Consider the following 19,297-nt stretch of genomic DNA (forward strand, 5'->3'; position numbering starts at 1 on the left):
AAACAAAACCCCGGAATCTCAGAGATTCCGGGGTTTTCCGTATGATCTACATGCCGGTACGCGTCATGCCTTCGGGCGGTTTCTCAGCGCCTCGGCTTCGGCATAAAACTTCTTTTCCCATTCCTTGTGATTGTCGAGGCCTTCGCGGATGAACGGCGTGAAGATCGCCAGGTTCATCAGCGCCCAGTTGACCACGCGGGCCGGGAATTTCAGCGGCTTGACGAAATCGACGAAGAGCACGACGCGGGTCTTGTCGGTGTGGTTCCAGGCCTCATGCTCATAGGCGTCGTCGAAAATCAGCGCCTTGCCTTCCTGCCAGTGGCAGACCTGCCTGTCGACGCGGATCGCGAGCTGATCGTTCGGCTCCGGCACGATGAGACCCACATGCAGGCGCAACACGCCGTTATAGGGGCCGCGATGAGCCGGAAGGTGTTTACCCGGCTCGAAGATCGAGAACATCGCCGTTTTCAGACCCGGAATTTTCTGCACGGCCGCCCAGGTGTTCGGGCAGGCTTTGATGTTCTGTTCGGACTTCACGCCGAAACCGAGAAGGAAGAAGGTCTTCCAGCGGCTATCCGTCGAAATGGTCTTCACATCGGTGGAAATGTCCTGGAAGGTCGGCAGCTCGCTCTGGCGCAGCAGCACCTTTTCCAGCTCGGCACGGATCGCGGGATAGTCCTTCTCGATCTCGGCGGCCCAGGGAAAGGTCGCATTGTCATAGACCGGCGGATTGCCGAGCTTGGCATATTTCAGGTTGAGGCTTTCGGCCCAAGCGACGATGCCCATGAAAAAGCGTGTCATTGCGCTGGGCCGGTCCATCGGTGCGATGCCGGCTGTGCCGAAGGTTTGTTCCGGAGCACGCGGCTCGGTGGTTGTGGGAGCTGGTACGCTCAAAGTGCTCTCCGTCATGTCTGTCTAATAGGGGCTGTATTGGGGGAGGAAATCTTGTCTCGGGAGAAATTGCGTAGAAATCTTGGAGAGGCGACGGTCCGACAATTCAGCGCTTGCCTGGCTCATCCCTGATCGACGCGCGACTCCTCTGTTATGCAATGATCACAATAGGCGATTATATGAGTTCGTTAGTCGAATTTCGCAAGGGGAACCGTTCGCAAGAGCGGCGTCTTGTTGTGCGATGAAATTCCAACGAATTTCCCGAAATGCTGCACCGCGGAATCGGCAAAAATACGGCCGACAACAATGCTTTTTGCCGCAGGCAGCTTCACATTTTCGATAGCCGCGCCAAGCGTCTCCAGCTTACATCCGGGCGCAGAGTTATGCCGTCTGGCTTTGCCCGAGCAGCCGAATGATCATGAGCCCGGCGACCAATGCGGCCAATGACAGGAAAACGGAAAACATGATATAGATCAACGAGCTCGCCCATTGGCCCCGCTCCCAGAGAGCGATGGCATCCAATGAAAAGGTCGAGAATGTCGTGAAGCCGCCGAGGATGCCCGTGGTCAGAAAGAGCCGCAACTCCTGCGACAAGCCACTGCGGAGAACGAAATATTCGGTCAGCAAGCCCATGATCAATGAGCCGACGACATTGACCACGAGAGTCCCATAGGGAAAGCCGAGACCAAACAAGCGGATGCTCGCCTGATTGACGCCAAGACGAAAGGCGCCGCCCAATCCGGCGCCAAGGAAGACGATCAGATAATTCATGGAACTCCCCTAGTAGAAATTACACAACGATATCTGCTTTCAGAAAACCTTCAGCCGTCCTGTCGCGACGACCGCATTCCAATGCCTGGCCAGCAACCTGTCGCGTTGCCTTTCAGAGCAGATCGTGACGGATCATGGCTCCGAGCCTTCCCATTGGGTTTGTGATGGCGCCCGGCGAACTTTGCCGACCATATCCCCGAGTGAATTGACGTTGAGATCGCGAACGTGACGAAGAGTGACGTCAACGGGAATGTGACTAGCGGCAGCACTCTTCACGATGCCGATGCGCTGCGACAGATAGATACTGGTGTGACCGCTGCAGATGTAGGCAAGAAAGCAGGCGACAGCGAGATAGACCGTATGCATTGCGCCGAAGAGTTCGATGCCCATGATCATGCACGCGAGCGGCGTATTGGTGGCACCTGCGAAAACCGCGACAAAACCGAGAGCCGCAAACAGATCGACCGGCGCGCCGAGAACGGCGGCAATGGCATTGCCAAGTGCGGCACCGATGAAGAATAGCGGCGTCACCTCGCCACCCTTGAAGCCGGCGCTGAGCGTCACGATCGTGAAGACAGCCTTCCAAAACCAGCTCCAGTAGTCGATACGCGCCGGATCGAAGAAACCCGGAATCGTCGCATCGCCGATATTGGGCGACCAGACACCGAGGCCCAGATATTCGCGCGTGCCGAGCAGATAGACGAGGCCGATCAGGACTGCGCTGGCGATGACCGGCCTCAGCGGCGCGTAGGCGCAGATGCTCTTGAAGAGAGCCGACATCCTATGGGAAATTTCGCTGAAGCAGCGTGCCATCAGTCCGAAAAGCACGCCGGCGACGCCGACTTTTGCCAGCAGCAGCGGGTCGAGATGAAACGTGCTCGCGGGCGTGCCGGCAAGATAGGCGACGTGATACTGAACATGTTCGATGCCCCAGGCATGGCAGGTCCAGTCGGCCGCAATGGCTGCAGCAAGAGAGGGGATCAACGCTTCATATTGCATGCGCCCGATGGTCAGCACCTCGAGCGCAAAGACCGCGCCGGCAATCGGCGTACCGAACACCGCGCCGAAACCGGCAGCAACGCCGGCCATCAGCAGGATACGAACTTCGGCATGGCTGAGACGGAAAAGCTTAGCAAAGGCGCTGGCAATACTGCCGCCGAGCTGCACTGCCGTTCCCTCGCGCCCCGCCGAACCACCGACCAGATGCGTCAATACAGTCGAGACGAGGATAAGCGGCGCCATACGCAGCGGCACGCCGCCGCCGGGCTCATGGATCTGCTCGACGATCAGATTGTTGCCACCCTCCGCCCCCCGGCCGAAGCGCTGATAGGTCAGCACCATCAGGAAGCCCGCGACCGGCATCAGAAAGATCAACCAGGGCTGATCGAAACGCGCCGCCGTTGCCCGGTCGAGGCTCCAGAGAAACAGCGCGCAGAGCGATCCGACCACGGCGGCCATCGGCACCACTAGGACGATCCATTTGAATATGCTGCGCAGTTGCTGAAAACGATGATGAAAAAATAAGGATGCGGACATCAGTTCGCCTCTCCCGGAAGACCAGCGGTGGATCTTTCGGGGAAAATGATCATTGAGCAAGAAAGGGGTAACAACAGAATTGCAGACATGACTCTACTCCTTCGCCCTATCGGACGTGTTGAGTAGGAGTCATTAGCGTCCCTGGAAATTCAGAGCAGCGGTTCGGCCACCATGGCCCGGCAGAATCCATTACCGTTGGATTCTCCATACAGACAGGCGAACGCTCCTGTCAATCCGGACAAAGTAGGCGAGACTCCATCAGCCGGCCTTGGCCACCATTTCGATCGGTGCGACTAACCCGCCTCCGACCGCCGTGCTGATATTGCCCATCCGCTCCGCCGCCCTCGGCCCCATCAGTGCGCCGAGGCTCAGCCCCTGCCCGCCATTTGCGGCGCTCGCGCGCATCTCCTGCGCCATCCGGATTGCCAGAGCGCTGCGGTCCTGTTCGAACTCCACCGTGAAGCCGGCCTCTTTGAGCAACTGACGATAGGTCATTGGGCTGCACACGAAACTCGTCTCCGGCGTCATCGCCCAGGGCATCGGATAGGGCAACGTGCCGTCGCGGACCTGCATGATTTCGTAGAGACCGAACCGGCCACCACGCTTCAGCACCCGCCGTACTTCGGCAAACAATGCCGCCTTGTCCTCGATGTTCATGCCGACATGGATCAACGTGGCGCGATCGAAGCTTTCATCTGCCAGAGGCAGCGCCAGAGCACTTCCCTGATGGAAGGATACTTGCATGGCCATGCCGCAGCGCGCCGTCAGGTCATTGGCGACATTGACGAATTCATCGGTCAGATCGACTCCGGTGACGATGCAGCCATAGGCGCTGGCGATATAGCGCGCCGGTCCGCCAAGCCCCGATCCGACGTCGATGAGCCGCATGCCATCCAGCAGATCGAGATCCTTTGCGAACTCCACCGTCGCCTCGCGCCGTCCGAGATGGAATTCATCGACACCAGCGAGATCGTCAGTGCTGAGATGATCGATATCCTTGCCGCTGGCCGTGAGCGCGCCAAGGATCGTCGATCCCAGCGATCCATGCGTATAGTGGCTTGCAACCTTTTCTTCGGTGGACATGACCCCTTCTCCCATGACCTCGCATTCACACGATCATGGAAGAATGCTGCGCCCCCGCCCCCGCTCCGTCAAGCGGTTGCAATTCGCGTGTACGAGACGGATCGCTAGAAATCGTAACGCATGCCGGTCAGGCTTCGCCCGACCGCGTCTCACCCCATCCTGATTCCTGCCAGCAGCAGGGACAGTTCCGGTTGCCGGTTCGTGTCGGTCTTGCGGTAGATCGATTTCAGATGGGCGCGCGCCGTCTGATAGCTGACGGTGCGTTGGGCGGCAATGTCGTGCAAAGTCATGCCTTGCGCCAGCATCAGGGCAATTTCCGCTTCGGCGCGGGTCAGTCCAAAAAGCTTGGTTAGCGTTGCCGGGCGCTGGTGGACTTTTTCTTCGGGATCCTCGATGGTCGCAAAGGCGCAGGAATGACAGAAGATATCCTGCATATCGCCATCGAGGCGCTGCATGCGTACGATCAGCGGCCGCCTTCCTTTGCGGCTGAGCAGCAAGATATCGGGCTCCGCCATCGTCAGTAGGTTCTCTTCGCCCAATATAGCCTTGAGCTGCCGGTCGAACGCGTTTGCGTCGTCCTTACGGACCGGCCGCATTTGCCCCTGGGTGATTTGCAGATCAGGACCGAGCAATCGGCGCATCTTCTCGTTGACGGTGGTCACATGACCCATCCGATCGAAAAAGACGCAGGCGACATTGGCCATTTCGAAGGCGGCCGCCATGCCCTTCACTTCACTTGCGGATATGTCGCGCATAATTCTCGCCGTGATCATAAGTTTCTGACGAATGCGATATAAATTTCTTGCTTCTTCTCGACTGTAGGGACCGTCCTTGATCCGCCGCTGCAAGGCAAAAGCCAGGAGATCGTCACCTGACGAAAAACCCACTATTGCCGACCAACGCAGGCCGAAACGTTCTTGGGATTGGTAGAAGTCGAGCGTTTTGAACTCGTCCTCCCCCGCAAAATCCTGCTCGACCATCACTCCCGCACGTCGCATGATCGGCACGTTCAGTCTGCGAAAATCCTGCTTATACCACTCTTCCGCGAAATAATTCTCCATCGCGGGAATAAGACTTTCCGTGACGATGAAGGTGTTCAGCAACCGACCTTCGATCGGCGCGATGTTGACGCCGTAGGATCCGGTCGCGGCCGAGACCTTCTCCAGCACGACCGGCCACAGCGTCGGATCCAGCGCAGCGCCGAAGAATCCGTCCGTTGCCCGGTCTAGCGCATGGAGATCAAACCGCATTGTCCCCTCACCTCGGCCTCATCGACCGATCCAAGCACTTCACCCACAACACCCATAAGTATTATGTCCGAATCAGTTTATTGATATGATTTCCAAATAATACAAGAAACATTTTTGGTATTATCGATATTTTATAGAATATTTTAAATATCTATTTTGTCTAATATACAAAAAATCATCAACAATATCATTGTTTTACCAAAATCCGGCGAAATATGCCCCGGAATACTACTGTCTCCAAAAGAAACGGCCGCCCAAAGGCGGCCGCATAAACCTCAGAGACAAAATAGAGGCGCCGTTAAACCTTCAGTTCGCGTCTTTCCAACTCTGTGACCATCGCAAGATCGAGCACCCGCTGCAGGTTAGCGGCATGCCGGAAGGTCGGGTCCTGATGGCTGCCGGTCATGACCGCTTCGGCAAAGCGCTGATAGTTGGTCGGCACCGGCGGAACCTCGAGAACCTTCCATGTCGCCGTTTCCGTATCGTCGCCGAGGCAAGCCCGCAATTCGGAGCCGGACGGGCTATGGGAGATCTCCAGCCCGCCGCGCTCGCCATAGATGCGCAACTTCAGCTCGTTGAGATGCCCCGTTGCCCAGCGGCTCGCATGCACCACACCGAGCGCGCCGTTGGCGAAATCGACCGTCATCGAGAAGCTGTCGTTCGCATCAAGCGTATATTCGCCGATGCGCTCGTCCGGCGCCTTGTTGAAGGTCTTCAGCCGGGCAAAGACATGGTCGATATCCGTCGCCGCGCCATAGGCAGCGAAATCGAGGATATGGATTCCGATATCGCCGAGCACGCCGTTCGAACCGTGACCGGTCGATAGCCGCCACAACCACTTGGATTCACTGCGCCAATCGCCCCAAGCCCGTGAGACGAGCCAGCTCTGCAGATAGGACGCCTCCACATGCTTCACTGTGCCGATCTCACCCGATATCACCATCTCGCGTGCCCTCTGCAGCGGCGCGACATTGCGATAGGTGAGGTTGACCATATTGACGACGCCGGCGCGCTCCGCCGCCTCCGTCATTTCCAGTGCCTTTTCGTAATTCTCCGCAAGCGGCTTTTCGCAGAGAACATGCTTGCCGGCAGCAAGCAGCGGCAAGGTGGTCGGATGATGCGCCCGGTCCGGCGTGACATTGGTCGCCGCGTCGAACTCGCCCCAGGCCAGCGCTTCGTCCAGCGACGAAAAGCGCTTCTTGATATCGAACATATCGGTGAAGGCCGTGAGCCTCGTCGCATCCGTATCGACGGCGCCCACGATCTCGACTCCTGGAATACGGGCAAAATGCTCTACATGGTTCTTCGCCATGCCGCCCGTGCCAACAACTATGAGACGCATATCGTACCTCAGCGATAACCGGCTTCGCCGGCCTGGTGGAGTCTTGGGCCACGCTCGACGATCGGCTCCAGCGCCTTTTCGACCGGGACATTCGGCGCATCATGAATGCTTGTCTGCGTGCCGAGCGGATTGTGCGCCCACTTGACGGCGTTGATCAGCACCTTCTGCACGGTCTCATTGTGATAGGTCGGATAGGTCTCGTGGCCGGGACGAAAATAGAAGATATTGCCCGCGCCGCGACGCCAGGTCATGCCGGAGCGGAAAACTTCACCGCCCTGGAACCAGGAAATGAACACCGTTTCCAGCGGCTCGGGAACGGAGAACTGTTCGCCATACATTTCCTCGTTTTCCAGCTCGAAATGCTCGCCAAGACCGGCGGCGATCGGATGGCGGGGATTGATGACCCAAAGGCGCTCGCGTTCGCCCGCTTCGCGCCACTTCAACGCGCAGGGCGTGCCCATCAGCCGCTTGAAGATTTTCGAGAAATGGCCGGAATGCAGCACGAGCAAGCCCATGCCTTCCCAGACGCGCTTGGCGACCCGCTCGACAATTTCGTCCTTCACGGCACCGTGGTCCTTATGACCCCACCAGACGAGGACATCCGTGTCCTTCAGCCGTGCCTCGCTCAGACCATGCTCCGGCTCCTGCAGCGTCGCAGTCGTCGCCTCTATGCCGGCATCGGTATTCAGCGCTTTGGCAATCGTCGTATGCATGCCTTCCGGATAGATTTCGGCTACGACCTTATTGGTTTGCTCATGAATATTCTCCCCCCAAACGACGGTGCGAATGGTCATTTCGGTGCTCCTCTAAAACACACTCGATTGAATAGGTTGGCCGATCCAAAGCGCTTTGAGAAATAGCCGCTCAACTCTCCTGTCGGCATCCTGATGCAAGACATAGCCCCTCATTAGCGATTTGACAAAGGCAAAAACGCCGGACCGAAAACGTTTTCGGTCACATAATATAAACTGTGAATGTAAGGCGTGTAACCCGCACTAGGGTCGAGACGCAATCAGATCCACCAAATGATGATTGCGGCGATATAGCATGTTGCGGCGAAGTTTGTGGCGAGCTTGTCGTAGCGCGTAGCGACCCTGCGCCAGTCCTTGAGACGGCAGAACATGCGTTCGATGATGTTTCTGCGTTTATAGGCCTGGGGATCGAACGGCTGGATTCGTTTACGGGTCGGGTTGTTGGGAATGACGGGACAGGTTCCTCGCTGGATGAGGAAAAGCCGTAGGGCATTGTTGTCATAGGCGGTATCGGCAGCGCAGAGACGACTGGGCGGTAGGGGTTCGAGCAGGCTGATGGCGACGGGAGCGTCGCCGCGCTGGCCGGGTGTTATTTTGACCGCGACGGGGCGGCCGCAACGATCGACAACAGCATGGATTTTTGTCGTTCTGCCGCCTCGCGAGCGCCCGATGGCCTGGGCATCCGCCCCCCTTTTCCACCTGCAGCCGAGCGGTGGACTTTGGCGGTTGTGCTGTCGATCATCTGAATATCGGTGTCATCCGTCTTGACCAGAGCATCGAATAGCTGACGCCAGATACCGCGGGCCGACCATCGATGGAAGCGATTATAGATCGTCGTCGAAGGTCCATAACAGGCCGGGCAGTCTTGCCAGCGGCAGCCAGACTTCAACACATGGATGATGCCGCTGATCACGCGGCGATCGTCGGTGCGGTGCGCTCCGGGTTGGTTCGTCGGCAGCAGCGGCTCAATCGCCGCCCACTGATAATCATCGAGCCAGAATTCCCCTGCCATGATCCAATCTCCTTCAAACAGCTAGATTGAATCAGAAAGACAATATATAATCAACTATATGATTGGGTTTTCAGCCTAATGCGACACGGATTTCGAAAAAAGATTGACCACGAGCACCCCGGCGATGATCAGTCCGAGGCCGATAATAGCGGCCAAATCCAGCTTCTGGCGAAAAAACACCAAGCCGACGGCAGAGATCAGCACGATACCCAGCGCGCTCCAGATGGCATAAGCGATGCCGACCGGGATGACACGCAGCGTCAGCGACAGGAAATAGAAGGCGCCGACATAACATAGGACAAGCACGATCGAAGGACCGAGGCGGGTAAACTGCTGCGACATCTGCAACGCCGTCGTGCCAATCACCTCCAGCACAATCGCCACCAGCAGCATCGCATAGACGGATGCATTCGCCATTACGGTCTTCCTTAATTTTTAAAGCTGCGTGAGTTCGATGAGCCGGTCGACCAGCTTCTCGCGGGCGCTCTCATCCATCTCATGGCTGCCGAGCAGGTCGGCAAGCCAGATCCCATCGGTCGCCAGACGCACGATCGCGGCATCCGCCGAAGAGTCCGTGCCGACATATTCCTCGCTGCGTTCGCGCACCCAATCGCGCCAGCGCTGCCGCAAGTGCGGCTCGCTGAGCAGCACCATCGTCACCTGCGCCCAATCCCTCGTTTCCTGCGGCTGATCGCGAAGCGCGAGGCAGGCCCGGAGATAGCCGCGCGTAAAACGTCCGTGCGGCAACGGATCGGCGCGCATCGCCTCTTCGATTGCCCCGTCCAGGCGCTCGAGCAGACTATCGAACAATGCCTCCAGAAGCGTATTCTTGTTGGGAAAATGGTGCAGCAGCCCGCCTTTGCTGACCCCGGAAGCGCCGGAAACTGCATCCAGCGTCACCGCCGTCATCCCCTTCTCCGAAGCCAGCCGTGCAGCAACCTCCAGCAACTGCTGGCGGACGAGCAAAGGCTGCTTCTTTCTGTGGTGCGCGTCAGACATGCCAACATAACATACCAATTAGACGGTTTCGTCAATGATAAGTTTGGTGGGGGCCGCCGCCCGCGGTTATTCTGGCTGTTAGTGCGTTCCCTCGATCGCGGAATGATGCGCGACATCGTTCTGGTCGAAGATCGTCAGCTTGGCGCTGTTGACGGCAAAGGCGATCGGCGCCCCCGTGGCGATGGTGGTCATGCCCGGATCGGTTCCGATGATCTTCGAGCCGTCCTTCAGCCTGACATGGACGAGCGAGCGGTCGCCCAATCTCTCCACCGTCTCGACGGTGCCGGCAATATCGCCCTTCTCCGCCGTCGTGACCACCAGATATTCGGGCCGGATGCCGAGCGTCAGTTCGGACCGCATGATACCATTCAGCGGAATGGCCGTCTTGATGACAGATCCATCCGGCAAGGTCGCCGTCGCAAAGCCGCCGGCTTCGCCGACATCGGCCACACCAACGAAGTTCATGCCCGGGGAGCCGACAAACTGAGCGACGTAGCGCGTTGCCGGACGCGTATAGATCTCCACAGGTGTTGCCACCTGTTCGATCTTCTTGTTGTTCAGCAATACGATCCGGTCGGCGAGCGTCATCGCCTCGACCTGGTCGTGGGTGACGAAGACCATCGTCGCGCCCAGTCGCTCATGCAATTGAGCAAGCTCGACACGCGTGCGGGTGCGCAGACCGGCATCGAGGTTGGACAGCGGCTCGTCGAACAGGAAGACCTCGGGTTCCCGCACGATGGCGCGGCCGATGGCGACACGTTGGCGCTGCCCGCCGGAAAGTTCGGACGGCTTGCGGTCGAGCAGATGCGGCATTTCCAATATCTTGGCGGCTGCATCGATGCGCTTCTGGATCTCTGCCTTCGGCGTCTTGATGTTCCTGAGGCCGAACGACATGTTGTCGCGAACCGTCATATGCGGATAAAGCGCGTAGGACTGGAACACCATCGACACGCCGCGCTCGCCCGGCGGAAGCTGGTCGACGCGCTTGCCGCCGATCCAGATCTCGCCGCTCGTAATCGATTCCAGCCCGGCAATCATCCGCAGCAAGGTGGACTTGCCGCAACCCGACCCGCCCAGGAACACGACAAACTCTCCCCGCTCTATCGTCAGGTCTATGTCGTTGAGAACCTGCACCGCACCGAAATGCTTGCTGAGGGATTTGATGTTGATACCTGCCACTTTTTCCTCCTCCAGGAGAATTGAACCTTGTCAGACCTGCCTTTTCCCTCGGTCTATTTGACAGCACCAACGGCTACGCCACGCGTCAGCGTGCGCTGGAAAATCAGGAAGAAGATCACCGTCGGCGTGACGCCGAGCAACGACGCCGCAGCAATCGCGGTCGGGTCCTGCGTATTGGCGCCCGACAACACGCCCATGGCAACGGAGACTGTCTGATTATTGTTGGAGACCAGGAAAACCAGGGGAATCAGGAACTCATTCCAGGTCCAGATGAAGAAGAAGGTTGCCAGCACGGCAAGCGTCGGCCGCAGCACCGGCACGATCACCTTCCAAAGGATTTGCCATCGGCTCGCATTGTCAAGCTGCGCAGCCTCAATGATCTCGCGCGGGAACGTCGTCAGCACCGATGACAAAAGATAAGTCCCGAACGCGGTGTGCAAGACGCCGAAGATCAGGATGACGGCGAGCATCGAGTCGAACAAACCGGTCTGCTTGGCCATATAGTAGAGCGGGTAAACCAGCGCCTCCTGCGGGGCCATGATGGAAATCAGTAGGATCACCAGCAATGCTTTCCCGCCCCGCACGCGCCCGATGCCGATGGCATAGGCATTGAGCAGGCTGAGGACCACGGCCAAGATGGCCGTGCATCCGCTGATCAGAATGCTGTTAAGGAGCTTGCGGGTGAAATCGACAGTCGTCCAGAAGTTCTTGAGCGCTGTCAGGTCGAAACTATGCGGTAGGGCAAGCGGACCATTGGCCGCATAGTCCGCCGGCGTCTTGATGGCATTCAAAGCCGCCAGCAGGAATGGAAAGAGCGTGGCAGCAAGAAGAATGAGCAGGATAGCCAGGACGACCCAGCGGGCAAAGCCCTTCTTCTGGCCATGATGCACATGCATTTCCGATGCAACTTCAGTCGAAAGCGACACCGTGGTCGTCATGTCAGCGCCCTCCCTCTTGTTTCGACTGCATGCGTAGGAAGAGGATGCCGAGCACGATCGTCATCACGGTCTGCAAGGTCGCGATCGCCGCTGCATAGCCGACGCGGTTTGTCGTGAAGAAATGATAGTAGGACAGATAGGACGGCACCGTCGTCGCGTTGTCGGGGCCGCCCGACGTCAGAACATAGATCGGCGCGAAGACCTTGAGGGCCGCGATCAGCGTCGTAAGGGCGACGACAAAAATCTCGGGCATGAGCATGGGGATCGTGATGTAGCGGAAACGCCCGAACCAGCTCGCGTTGTCGAGTTCGGCAGCTTCATAGAGCGAGGGATCGACGCGCGCCAATCCGGACATGAACACGACGAGGCAATAGCCGACCTGGACCCAGACGATAACGGCGGACACGGCCCAGAGTGCAAAGCTTGCGTCCCCCAGCCAATTCTTCGCCAGGAAATCGAGGCCAATCCCTTTCAGCACCGCATTGATGATACCGACCGGGTTGAGGATCCACGCCCAGAGAACGCCGGCGGCCGTCAGCGGCAAAATCTGCGGCAGATAGAAGCCAGCGCGAAAGAAACTCGACCAAGTCTCGCTAAACTGCGCGCTGATATAGTCGAACAGAACCGCCGCCAGAACCAATCCAAGCAGAATGGGCACGATCGTCATCGAAATGATGAACAGAACCGTGTGCTGGATCGAACTCCAGAACACCGTATCGGCGAGCAGCCTCTGGTAGTTCTCAAGTCCGACATAGCGCGGTGCAATGTTTCCACCTTTCCAGGTGGTAAAGCTGATCACGAAGTTGGCGATCAACGGAACGAGCACCACCAGGGTAAATCCCAGCATGCCTGGGATTATATAAAGATAGTACCCTGCTCTCCCGGCGTTCTGCGACTTCTCCATCAAATTCCTCCAGTTCGATACAGCGAGGCGGCTTTGAAGCCGTCCCGCCGCCGTGAATTGTTGCCGATGGTTTTATTGAGCCGCCTGCACGTCGTCATAGGCCTTCTTCAGGCGCGCGACGAATTGGTCGGGCGTCGTCGAGCCGTTCACCAGACCGGTGGTCGCCTGGATGAGAAGCTCGTAGTAGCCCGGCACCGGCCAGTCCGGATAGAGGCCAAGACCGCCCTTGCCGGAAATCTGGCTGAAGAGCTCGACATTGCGCTTGCCGACCTCGTCGGTGATCACGGCCGGATCAGCGGCGATGGCGACGCCGCCGAGATTGGCGTCCAGATTCTGGTTCTCCTTGCCTAGCACCAGATCGATGAATTCGTAGGCGAGATCCTTGTTCTTGGAGCTCTTCGGCACCATGAACAGGTTGCCGGTCGAACCGGTGCTGTATTTCGGTGTCGGGAAGACGAACTGACTCCACTTGAAGTTCTTGATATTGGTCGCGAAATTGCCATTGTTCCAGGTACCGCTGACAAACATTGGCGATTTACCGGAGGAGAACAGGTTGTCGGCACCGCCCGTGCCCTTGAGGCCGGTCGAATCCTTGGAGATATAGCCCTTGCTCACCCAGTCGACGATCTTCTGTGCGGCGAACAGGAAGGGTTTGGTGTCGAGCGGTGCCTTGAGGCCCTGATAGTTCTTGACCCAGGTGTCGTCGGCTTGCGTCAGGGCCAGCGTATAAAGCAGGTGCTGCGCGTTGGAATCCACCGTGCCATAGGCAAGCGGCGTAATGCCCTTCTTCTTGAAGGTGTCGAGAGCGGCTTCGAATTCCTCCAGCGTGGTCGGCACTTTCACGCCGTTGGCCTGGAACATATCGATATTATAGAAGACCGAGACGAATTCGGCATAGGTCGGAACACCGATCATCGGGCCTGAACCGTAAATGCCGTTGGCATCATATTTGCTGAGCTGGGTGTTGGTTTCGTTGAGGATCTTGTCCCAGCCGCGCGACTTGAATTGGTCGTCAAGTGGCGTCAGCAGGCCTTGAGACGCGACGAGACCGGCCGTGGCATTGCCCTTGTTGTATTCGAGAAGGTCCGGAGCCTGATCCGAATTGAGGATAAGACTGCCTGCCTTCTGCAATTGCTCGAAGGTCTTCTGTTCGAAATTGATGGTGATATCCGGATGCTTGGCCTTGAGCGTTTCAAGAGCCTTGGTCCAGGCCTTGGCCTGAGGCGTGTCCGGCAACTCGAACCACCAGACGTTAAATGTCTTGCTCTGGGCTTGCGCCACGCCGGCAGCCAACAGGAGCGACATGCCGGCCGTGATCGCCAGCTTCGAAAACATGTTCATATATTCTCCTCCACTTTGCGAACCGTGACGGTACCCGCCCGATGGCATGGCTCGCGATGCCGATCGGCGTTTTCCTCTTGGCTTTATGTCTGTCCGCCACCTGAGCCCGGCAAACAGTCCTTCGACCTCGCAACGCTCCTCCGTTTCGACGCCCGGGCTAGGCTGAAGCGTTATAGAGAGCCGCTCCAGCGTCCCGAATTAGCGCACAACTCCTCCCCTAAATCGATCCGGATTTAGGCGACTGCGCGCTATTCGACGAATTCGCCGCCGCGACTCTTCTTGAGATAGTTCAGGCCATGGATCTGGCCAGTCATTTCCAGCTCATCGCGATAGACCGGATCGTGCCAGCCTTCGATGTCGATCGAACCGGACCAGCCGGCGAGACGCAATTCGGAGATGATATCCGTCCAATTGCTGTCGCCAAAACCCGGCGTGCGCATGAAGACGAACTTCTCCTTGCCGAAAATGCCGTGTTCCCTGATGACGTCCCAGCGGATGGTCGCATCCTTGCCATGGACGTGGAAAATCTTCTTCGCCCATTTGCGAATCTGCGGCAGCGGCTCGATCAGATAGACCATTTGATGGCACGGCTCCCATTCCAAGCCGAGATTGTCGTCCGGGGTCTCGTTGAACATCAGCTCCCAGGCATCCGGGTTGTGTGCGATGTTCCAGTCGCCGGTCGCCCAATTGCCGTCCATGGCGCAATTCTCAAACGCAATCTTGATGCCCTTGTCGGCGGCGCGCTTGGCAAGCTCGCTCCAGACCTGCTTGTAGCGCGGCAGGCTGTCAGTGAGCGGCTTGTTACGGATGCGGCCGGTGAAGCCCGCAACGCAGGTCGCGCCAAAATGATGGGCATTGTCGATGCAATCCTTCCAGCCCTGCAGTGTCTGCTGGTCAAGCTCGGTGCCTTCGAGCGGATTGCCGAACATGCCGATCGACGAAATGGTGATGTCGCGGCTGCCGATCGCATCGAGGCAGCGCTTGCCGAGTTCCGCAAGGTTCTGGCCGTTGGTCGTCTGCCAGAAGAAGGGTTCGAAGCTTTCGAAGCCGAGATCGGCGATCTTGGCAATGCCCGCGGCGGCATCTTCGTTGGTCGCCCTGATCATCGTGCCAATGCGGATGGCCTTTGCCGGATTTGTCATGATCTCACTGTCCTTATGCTGAAATGTCGATACGTCGGCCCGATTTGGCGCTTTCGATCGCACCGAGGACCATGGCGAGGCTGTGGATGTTGTCGCGGCTATCGGTTTCCGGCCGCTCGCCTGTTTTCACCGCCTCGATGAACGACGCGATAACGCTGGCATGCCCATGTGTCTCCTCATCATGCTCGGGACCGGGGACTTCGATTGGGGTAAAACCGTGCAGCAGGCCGGGCTCACGGCCGGCAACGGAAGCTTCGAAATGCTCTTCGCCGTCCCAGGTCAGCATGCCCCTGCTGCCAGTAATCCGCCATTGGCTCTCCCAGCTCGTGCGCTTGCCTTCGGCACACCAGGAGCCGCGATAGCTGAAGACGACATCGTCGGAAAATTCGAATAGCGCATGCGCCGACGCGCCGTGCCTGTACCAGGAGCCCGCGGGATTTTTCTCCACGCAATAGACTGAAAGCGGCGTCTTGCCGGCAACGAAACGGGCGGCATCGAACGTATGGATGGCCATGTCGAGCAGAAGCACATTGTCCATCTCCTCACGGAACCCGCCAAAATGCGGGCCGAGGAAGAAATCGCAATGGATGCCGGTGAGCTCGCCGATCGCCCCCTCCTCTACGAAACGGCGCATGCGGCGCACGCCAGAGATGAAGCGGCGGTTCTGGATGATGGCATGCACCTTGCCGGTCTCGGTGGCGAGATCGATAAGGGCAGCGCCCTCGGCCAGCGAGGTTGCCATCGGCTTTTCGCTCAACACATGGCAGCCAGCCTTCAGCGCGGTCGAAACGACGCCGAAACGGGCGGCGGGGATGACGACATCGAACACCAGATCGGCCTTCGTCGCGGCAATGACCTCGGCCAGATCCGAGCCGATCACGGCATTCTCGAGAGAGAACTCTTTCGCGAGGCCTTCAGCGGTCGCTCGATTGAGATCGACCAGACCGACGATCTGAATGGATTCGGCAAGCGCCGGGGTCGAGGCGATGGCCCTGAGCCAGCCCTTGGACATAGCTCCGCACCCGCACAGAATGGCGTTAAATTTCACGATTTCCTCCAGCGAACGGCGCCAAACTCCTCGTGACACACGTCCCGTAAACGTTTACGATCCTATGCGAAAAGATTTTACTGTGTCAATAGAGGGAGACCGGAAATTGCCGCAGGAAGGAAAATCGCAGTCTATGAAGGGAATCCGTCAGCTTGCCGAACATCTCGATATCTCGATCGGCACGGTGTCGCGGGCGCTAAACGGCAAGCCGGATGTCAATGAAGAGACCCGCAAGCGCGTGCTCGCCGCAGCAGAACAGCTTGGCTATGTGGCGAACCAATCAGGCCGCAGCCTTCGGCAGGGCACGACGAATGTCATCGGCCTGATGATTCAATCCAGCAGGGAAACCGTTGAAAACAGCGACAATTTCTTCCTGACCGTCACGGGCGGGCTGCAGAGTGTATTCTCGCGCCACAAACTCGATCTGGTCATGTTGCCCTGCCCGCATGATGAAGATCCCTATGAATATCTGAAGCGGATGGTGGCAAGACGCATCGTCGATGCGCTGATCATTTCGGAGACGCAACGCGTCGACAAGCGTTTCGATTTGCTCGCCAAGACGAAAATCCCTTTCGTAGCGCTTGGCCGCAGCCTTTCGGACGGCAACGCCTCCTGGATCGATCTGGATTTTGATGGTGTCGTCAACAGCGCAGTCGACCGCCTCGTGGCGCATGGGCACCGCCGTATCGCCATCAGCGCGCCCTCCAGCGATATCAATCTCGGTTTCGTTTTTGTGGAGGGCTATCGCCGGGCGCTGGAACGGCATGGCATCATCCATGACCCGGCCCTGGTCATACGCGCCAAATCGAGCGAACAGGGCGGCTATCAGGTTGCCGATGAGCTGTTGCGCCTCGAAGACAGGCCAACGGCCGTCATCCTGATCTACGAATTGATGGCCATTGGCTTCTACCGGCGCGTAATGGAATCCGGCATCATTCCCGGGCGAGACATCGCCGTCGTAGGCTTTCGCGAGGCGCCGCGTGCCAAATTCCTGCAGCCGCCACTCACTTGCTTTCGCACCTCGCTGCATGATCTTGGCGTCGAGCTGGCGGAGATCCTGCTTTCCGGCATGCCCGCCTACAGCGAGGAATACCCCGGGAAGACGCGCCAGACGATCTGGCCGCTCGAACTCATGCCTGGGGAAAGCGACGCTTTCGAGCTAGGGACCAAAAAATAAAGCAGCGCCGAAACGCCGCACCGGCCGCGTCGACGGTTGCGGCACAGCCTGTCAGTTGCCATGTAGGACATCGCAAAAAGGGGCCGGCATTTGAGCGAAGAGACCATCACACTTTACCAGGCAATCGGCGGCGATCGGACCGTGCGGGCGCTGACAGCGCGTTTCTATGACCTGATGGATACGCTGCCGGAAGCAGCGAACTGCCGCGCCGTGCATCCGCCAAGCCTCGAAGGCTCCAGCGAGAAACTCTACGAATATCTGACCGGCTATCTCGGCGGACCGCAGCTCTATATCGAAAAACGCGGCCATCCGCGCCTGCGTAGCCGCCATTTCATCGCCGCTATCGGCCCAAAAGAGCGAGACGAATGGTTGCTCTGCTTCCGCCGCGCCATGGACGAAACCATCGAAAACGAGAAGCTTCGGGCCATCATCTGGGAGCCGATCGAGCGCCTTGCCTTTCACATGCAGAACCGGGAATGACAAAAGACATGAGCTTCAGCGCCCCAATCCGTCCACTCACCCTGTTTATTGCCGGCATTCTCGGCGGCGCCGGTGTCGCGCTCGCAGCCGCGGCATCCCATGGCGGTGATGCGCATTTTCTCGGGTCTGCCTCGATCATGTGCCTGGCACATGCCCCTGCCCTGCTTGCGCTCCACGCCGGATACGACCGTATCCGCACCGCGCCGGTAGCGGCGGTGCTGCTTGGGTTGGGAACACTGATCTTTGCCGGCGATCTCGTCAGCCGCCATTTCGGCGGCGATTCGCTTTTCCCGCTTGCCGCACCCACAGGAGGGCTCGGTATGATAGCGGGATGGGCCGTAGTGGCTCTGGGCGCGTTCTTTAAAAGAGCCGCGGCGGAAGCTTGAAGAACCGGCGGCTCATCTCGCCTGACTGATATATGGCGACGCCGTCAAACCCCGGCAACCACATTGAATCCCTCGAAGCGAGGCGGTCCCCAATAGAGCGCCTTGTTATCCCCGGCATTGCGGTGCGCCATGCGGAAATTCTCGGATTTCGTCCAGTTGAGGAAATCCTCTTCGCTGCGCCAGATCGTGTGCGAGGAAAACAGCGTAAAGCCCTCTTCCACATTCGTGCCGCCGCGCAGCAGGCGGAATTCCACGAAACCGGGGACCTCTTCCAGCCGTGAATCGCGGCCTTTCCAAACGGCCTCAAAAGCGCTCTCCGAACCGATGATCACCTTGAAGCGGTTCATCGCAATGTACATGGCTGGATCTCCCGGCGGTCAAACCTTCTTGCGGCGCTCGGCAGTTTTGCCCGGCTGTTGTGTAAAGGCAATGACATTCGTGCCGTCGCGCGCAGAAATGCCGAGCGGCGCATCCGGTGCTTCGCCTGGAAGCCGCGCTTGCCAAAAGGGAAAAGCCGTCACGTTTGGAGCCTGTCGCTGCTCTTCGGCGCGACGCATCAGCAACTCGTAGAGTTCCGGCACTAGGCCGTCGCCATTCTGCGAGGCCAGCTTATGCAGGCCGATCATCATGAACCCGTCAGGGCCTTTGTCAGTCATCGGGAATTGTCTCGTTCGTTCATGGTCTGCAGCGCCCGCTCGAGGCTCGACTTGCTGCCGTTGCGCAAAGGTATGAAAGCCTTGCCGAATTTCTTGCAGCCGGTCTTCACCCGCAGGCAAGCATCGTGGCTGATACAGTCGATCGGGCAGAAGACGCAGTCGACGGAAGGCAGCACGGTGTCGATGCGCGACACTGCTTCACGCAAACCCCCGTCGTGATGGATCAGCTCGGCGCCAAAGTTGCTGGCGATCTGGCGAAGATGAGCGACCTGGCAATCGCGGCCGCCGACATAAAGGAAGCTGCGCCCGTCGAGACTGGACCTTGCCGATACCTGCGCCGGCGTTTGCGCCTCGCGGCTATCGCGGCCAAAATCCCTTTTCCCCTTACGCGCCATGCGTCACCCGTTTGC

At 58.5% G+C, this 19,297-nt stretch carries 21 protein-coding genes and 1 pseudogene; 3 read left to right on the plus strand and 19 right to left on the minus strand.

Annotated elements, in window-relative coordinates; genetic code table 11:
* Positions 1-63: 63 nt before the first annotated feature.
* From olsC to C9E91_RS14015, 16 genes and pseudogenes are all read right to left on the minus strand, one after another.
* Positions 64-909 (minus strand): ornithine lipid ester-linked acyl 2-hydroxylase OlsC, encoded by an 846-nt coding sequence (gene olsC / locus C9E91_RS13940; RefSeq protein ID WP_107108903.1) that lies wholly within the window; start codon positions 907-909, stop codon positions 64-66.
* A gap of 363 nt (positions 910-1,272) precedes the next feature.
* On the minus strand, positions 1,273-1,662 hold the full coding sequence (gene crcB / locus C9E91_RS13945) for a fluoride efflux transporter CrcB (protein WP_107108904.1): 390 nt from the start codon (positions 1,660-1,662) through the stop codon (positions 1,273-1,275).
* A 132-nt stretch (positions 1,663-1,794) separates the two neighbouring features.
* Positions 1,795-3,198 (minus strand): voltage-gated chloride channel family protein, encoded by a 1,404-nt coding sequence (locus C9E91_RS13950; protein WP_107108905.1) that lies wholly within the window; start codon positions 3,196-3,198, stop codon positions 1,795-1,797.
* Between the two features lie 258 nt (positions 3,199-3,456).
* The gene (locus C9E91_RS13955) at positions 3,457-4,281 is read right to left on the minus strand and encodes a class I SAM-dependent methyltransferase (RefSeq protein WP_107108906.1); all 825 of its coding nucleotides are present in this window, start codon (positions 4,279-4,281) and stop codon (positions 3,457-3,459) included.
* A 149-nt stretch (positions 4,282-4,430) separates the two neighbouring features.
* Positions 4,431-5,450, minus strand: a complete 1,020-nt coding sequence (locus C9E91_RS13960) for a helix-turn-helix transcriptional regulator (RefSeq protein WP_181316088.1) — start codon at positions 5,448-5,450, stop codon at positions 4,431-4,433.
* Positions 5,451-5,829: 379 nt separating this feature from the next.
* Complete coding sequence (locus tag C9E91_RS13965) at positions 5,830-6,873, minus strand: Gfo/Idh/MocA family protein (RefSeq protein ID WP_107108908.1); 1,044 nt, start codon at positions 6,871-6,873, stop codon at positions 5,830-5,832.
* Positions 6,874-6,881: 8 nt separating this feature from the next.
* A complete protein-coding gene (locus tag C9E91_RS13970) occupies positions 6,882-7,667 on the minus strand; it encodes a ThuA domain-containing protein (RefSeq protein WP_107108909.1) in 786 nt (261 codons plus the stop codon).
* Between the two features lie 284 nt (positions 7,668-7,951).
* Positions 7,952-8,637, minus strand: a pseudogene (locus C9E91_RS13975) (IS5 family transposase); the annotation flags it as partial.
* A 75-nt stretch (positions 8,638-8,712) separates the two neighbouring features.
* The gene (locus tag C9E91_RS13980; protein WP_107108910.1) at positions 8,713-9,054 is read right to left on the minus strand and encodes an SMR family transporter; all 342 of its coding nucleotides are present in this window, start codon (positions 9,052-9,054) and stop codon (positions 8,713-8,715) included.
* 18 nt (positions 9,055-9,072) lie between these two features.
* The gene (locus tag C9E91_RS13985; RefSeq protein WP_107108911.1) at positions 9,073-9,636 is read right to left on the minus strand and encodes a TetR/AcrR family transcriptional regulator; all 564 of its coding nucleotides are present in this window, start codon (positions 9,634-9,636) and stop codon (positions 9,073-9,075) included.
* Between the two features lie 78 nt (positions 9,637-9,714).
* The gene (locus C9E91_RS13990; protein ID WP_107108912.1) at positions 9,715-10,815 is read right to left on the minus strand and encodes an ABC transporter ATP-binding protein; all 1,101 of its coding nucleotides are present in this window, start codon (positions 10,813-10,815) and stop codon (positions 9,715-9,717) included.
* Positions 10,816-10,868: 53 nt separating this feature from the next.
* On the minus strand, positions 10,869-11,753 hold the full coding sequence (locus C9E91_RS13995) for a carbohydrate ABC transporter permease (RefSeq protein ID WP_107108913.1): 885 nt from the start codon (positions 11,751-11,753) through the stop codon (positions 10,869-10,871).
* A 1-nt stretch (position 11,754) separates the two neighbouring features.
* On the minus strand, positions 11,755-12,657 hold the full coding sequence (locus tag C9E91_RS14000; RefSeq protein WP_107108914.1) for a carbohydrate ABC transporter permease: 903 nt from the start codon (positions 12,655-12,657) through the stop codon (positions 11,755-11,757).
* 72 nt (positions 12,658-12,729) lie between these two features.
* Positions 12,730-13,998 carry an ABC transporter substrate-binding protein gene (locus C9E91_RS14005; RefSeq protein WP_107108915.1) on the minus strand — a complete coding sequence of 423 codons (1,269 nt, stop codon included), beginning with the start codon at positions 13,996-13,998 and terminating at the stop codon, positions 12,730-12,732.
* Between the two features lie 248 nt (positions 13,999-14,246).
* On the minus strand, positions 14,247-15,140 hold the full coding sequence (locus C9E91_RS14010) for a sugar phosphate isomerase/epimerase family protein (RefSeq protein ID WP_107108916.1): 894 nt from the start codon (positions 15,138-15,140) through the stop codon (positions 14,247-14,249).
* A gap of 13 nt (positions 15,141-15,153) precedes the next feature.
* Positions 15,154-16,188: a Gfo/Idh/MocA family protein gene (locus C9E91_RS14015; protein ID WP_107108917.1), complete on the minus strand. Its 1,035-nt coding sequence runs from the start codon at positions 16,186-16,188 to the stop codon at positions 15,154-15,156.
* 133 nt (positions 16,189-16,321) lie between these two features.
* Here C9E91_RS14015 and C9E91_RS14020 point away from each other — a divergent pair, with 133 nt between their 5' ends.
* From C9E91_RS14020 to C9E91_RS14030, 3 genes are all read left to right on the plus strand, one after another.
* Positions 16,322-17,365 (plus strand): substrate-binding domain-containing protein, encoded by a 1,044-nt coding sequence (locus C9E91_RS14020; protein ID WP_107108918.1) that lies wholly within the window; start codon positions 16,322-16,324, stop codon positions 17,363-17,365.
* A 90-nt stretch (positions 17,366-17,455) separates the two neighbouring features.
* Complete coding sequence (locus C9E91_RS14025) at positions 17,456-17,845, plus strand: group II truncated hemoglobin (RefSeq protein ID WP_107108919.1); 390 nt, start codon at positions 17,456-17,458, stop codon at positions 17,843-17,845.
* 8 nt (positions 17,846-17,853) lie between these two features.
* A complete protein-coding gene (locus tag C9E91_RS14030; protein ID WP_107109433.1) occupies positions 17,854-18,231 on the plus strand; it encodes a DUF423 domain-containing protein in 378 nt (125 codons plus the stop codon).
* Between the two features lie 44 nt (positions 18,232-18,275).
* Here the strand turns inward: C9E91_RS14030 and hmuQ are convergent, their stop codons facing one another.
* From hmuQ to C9E91_RS14045, 3 genes are read right to left on the minus strand one after another with little or no spacing between them, the layout of a single operon-like run.
* Entirely contained in the window at positions 18,276-18,590 is a 315-nt protein-coding gene (gene hmuQ / locus C9E91_RS14035) for a heme-degrading protein HmuQ (protein ID WP_107108920.1), read from the minus strand.
* A gap of 18 nt (positions 18,591-18,608) precedes the next feature.
* A complete protein-coding gene (locus C9E91_RS14040; protein WP_107108921.1) occupies positions 18,609-18,887 on the minus strand; it encodes a hypothetical protein in 279 nt (92 codons plus the stop codon).
* A complete protein-coding gene (locus tag C9E91_RS14045; protein WP_107108922.1) occupies positions 18,884-19,282 on the minus strand; it encodes a DUF2325 domain-containing protein in 399 nt (132 codons plus the stop codon). Before C9E91_RS14045 ends, C9E91_RS14040 begins: the two co-directional genes overlap by 4 nt.
* Positions 19,283-19,297 lie beyond the last annotated feature (15 nt).

Origin of the sequence: Rhizobium sp. SEMIA4064, from assembly GCF_003025035.1 — a bacterium.
In the GTDB taxonomy this organism is placed as follows: Bacteria; Pseudomonadota; Alphaproteobacteria; order Rhizobiales; family Rhizobiaceae; genus Rhizobium; species Rhizobium paranaense.

What these genes read in the sequence shown, in the direction of transcription:
- C9E91_RS13995 (WP_107108913.1), bottom strand. Translation starts at nt 11,753, where the DNA reads ATGACGACCACGGTGTCGCTTTCGACTGAAGTTGCATCGGAAATGCAT.
- C9E91_RS13980 (WP_107108910.1), bottom strand. Translation starts at nt 9,054, where the DNA reads ATGGCGAATGCATCCGTCTATGCGATGCTGCTGGTGGCGATTGTGCTG.
- C9E91_RS14040 (WP_107108921.1), bottom strand. Translation starts at nt 18,887, where the DNA reads ATGACTGACAAAGGCCCTGACGGGTTCATGATGATCGGCCTGCATAAG.
- hmuQ (WP_107108920.1), bottom strand. Translation starts at nt 18,590, where the DNA reads ATGTACATTGCGATGAACCGCTTCAAGGTGATCATCGGTTCGGAGAGC.
- C9E91_RS14000 (WP_107108914.1), bottom strand. Translation starts at nt 12,657, where the DNA reads ATGGAGAAGTCGCAGAACGCCGGGAGAGCAGGGTACTATCTTTATATA.
- crcB (WP_107108904.1), bottom strand. Translation starts at nt 1,662, where the DNA reads ATGAATTATCTGATCGTCTTCCTTGGCGCCGGATTGGGCGGCGCCTTT.
- C9E91_RS13985 (WP_107108911.1), bottom strand. Translation starts at nt 9,636, where the DNA reads ATGTCTGACGCGCACCACAGAAAGAAGCAGCCTTTGCTCGTCCGCCAG.
- C9E91_RS13950 (WP_107108905.1), bottom strand. Translation starts at nt 3,198, where the DNA reads ATGTCCGCATCCTTATTTTTTCATCATCGTTTTCAGCAACTGCGCAGC.
- C9E91_RS14010 (WP_107108916.1), bottom strand. Translation starts at nt 15,140, where the DNA reads ATGACAAATCCGGCAAAGGCCATCCGCATTGGCACGATGATCAGGGCG.
- C9E91_RS14045 (WP_107108922.1), bottom strand. Translation starts at nt 19,282, where the DNA reads ATGGCGCGTAAGGGGAAAAGGGATTTTGGCCGCGATAGCCGCGAGGCG.
- C9E91_RS14005 (WP_107108915.1), bottom strand. Translation starts at nt 13,998, where the DNA reads ATGAACATGTTTTCGAAGCTGGCGATCACGGCCGGCATGTCGCTCCTG.
- C9E91_RS13955 (WP_107108906.1), bottom strand. Translation starts at nt 4,281, where the DNA reads ATGTCCACCGAAGAAAAGGTTGCAAGCCACTATACGCATGGATCGCTG.
- C9E91_RS13965 (WP_107108908.1), bottom strand. Translation starts at nt 6,873, where the DNA reads ATGCGTCTCATAGTTGTTGGCACGGGCGGCATGGCGAAGAACCATGTA.
- C9E91_RS14020 (WP_107108918.1), top strand. Translation starts at nt 16,322, where the DNA reads ATGAAGGGAATCCGTCAGCTTGCCGAACATCTCGATATCTCGATCGGC.
- olsC (WP_107108903.1), bottom strand. Translation starts at nt 909, where the DNA reads ATGACGGAGAGCACTTTGAGCGTACCAGCTCCCACAACCACCGAGCCG.
- C9E91_RS14030 (WP_107109433.1), top strand. Translation starts at nt 17,854, where the DNA reads ATGAGCTTCAGCGCCCCAATCCGTCCACTCACCCTGTTTATTGCCGGC.
- C9E91_RS13970 (WP_107108909.1), bottom strand. Translation starts at nt 7,667, where the DNA reads ATGACCATTCGCACCGTCGTTTGGGGGGAGAATATTCATGAGCAAACC.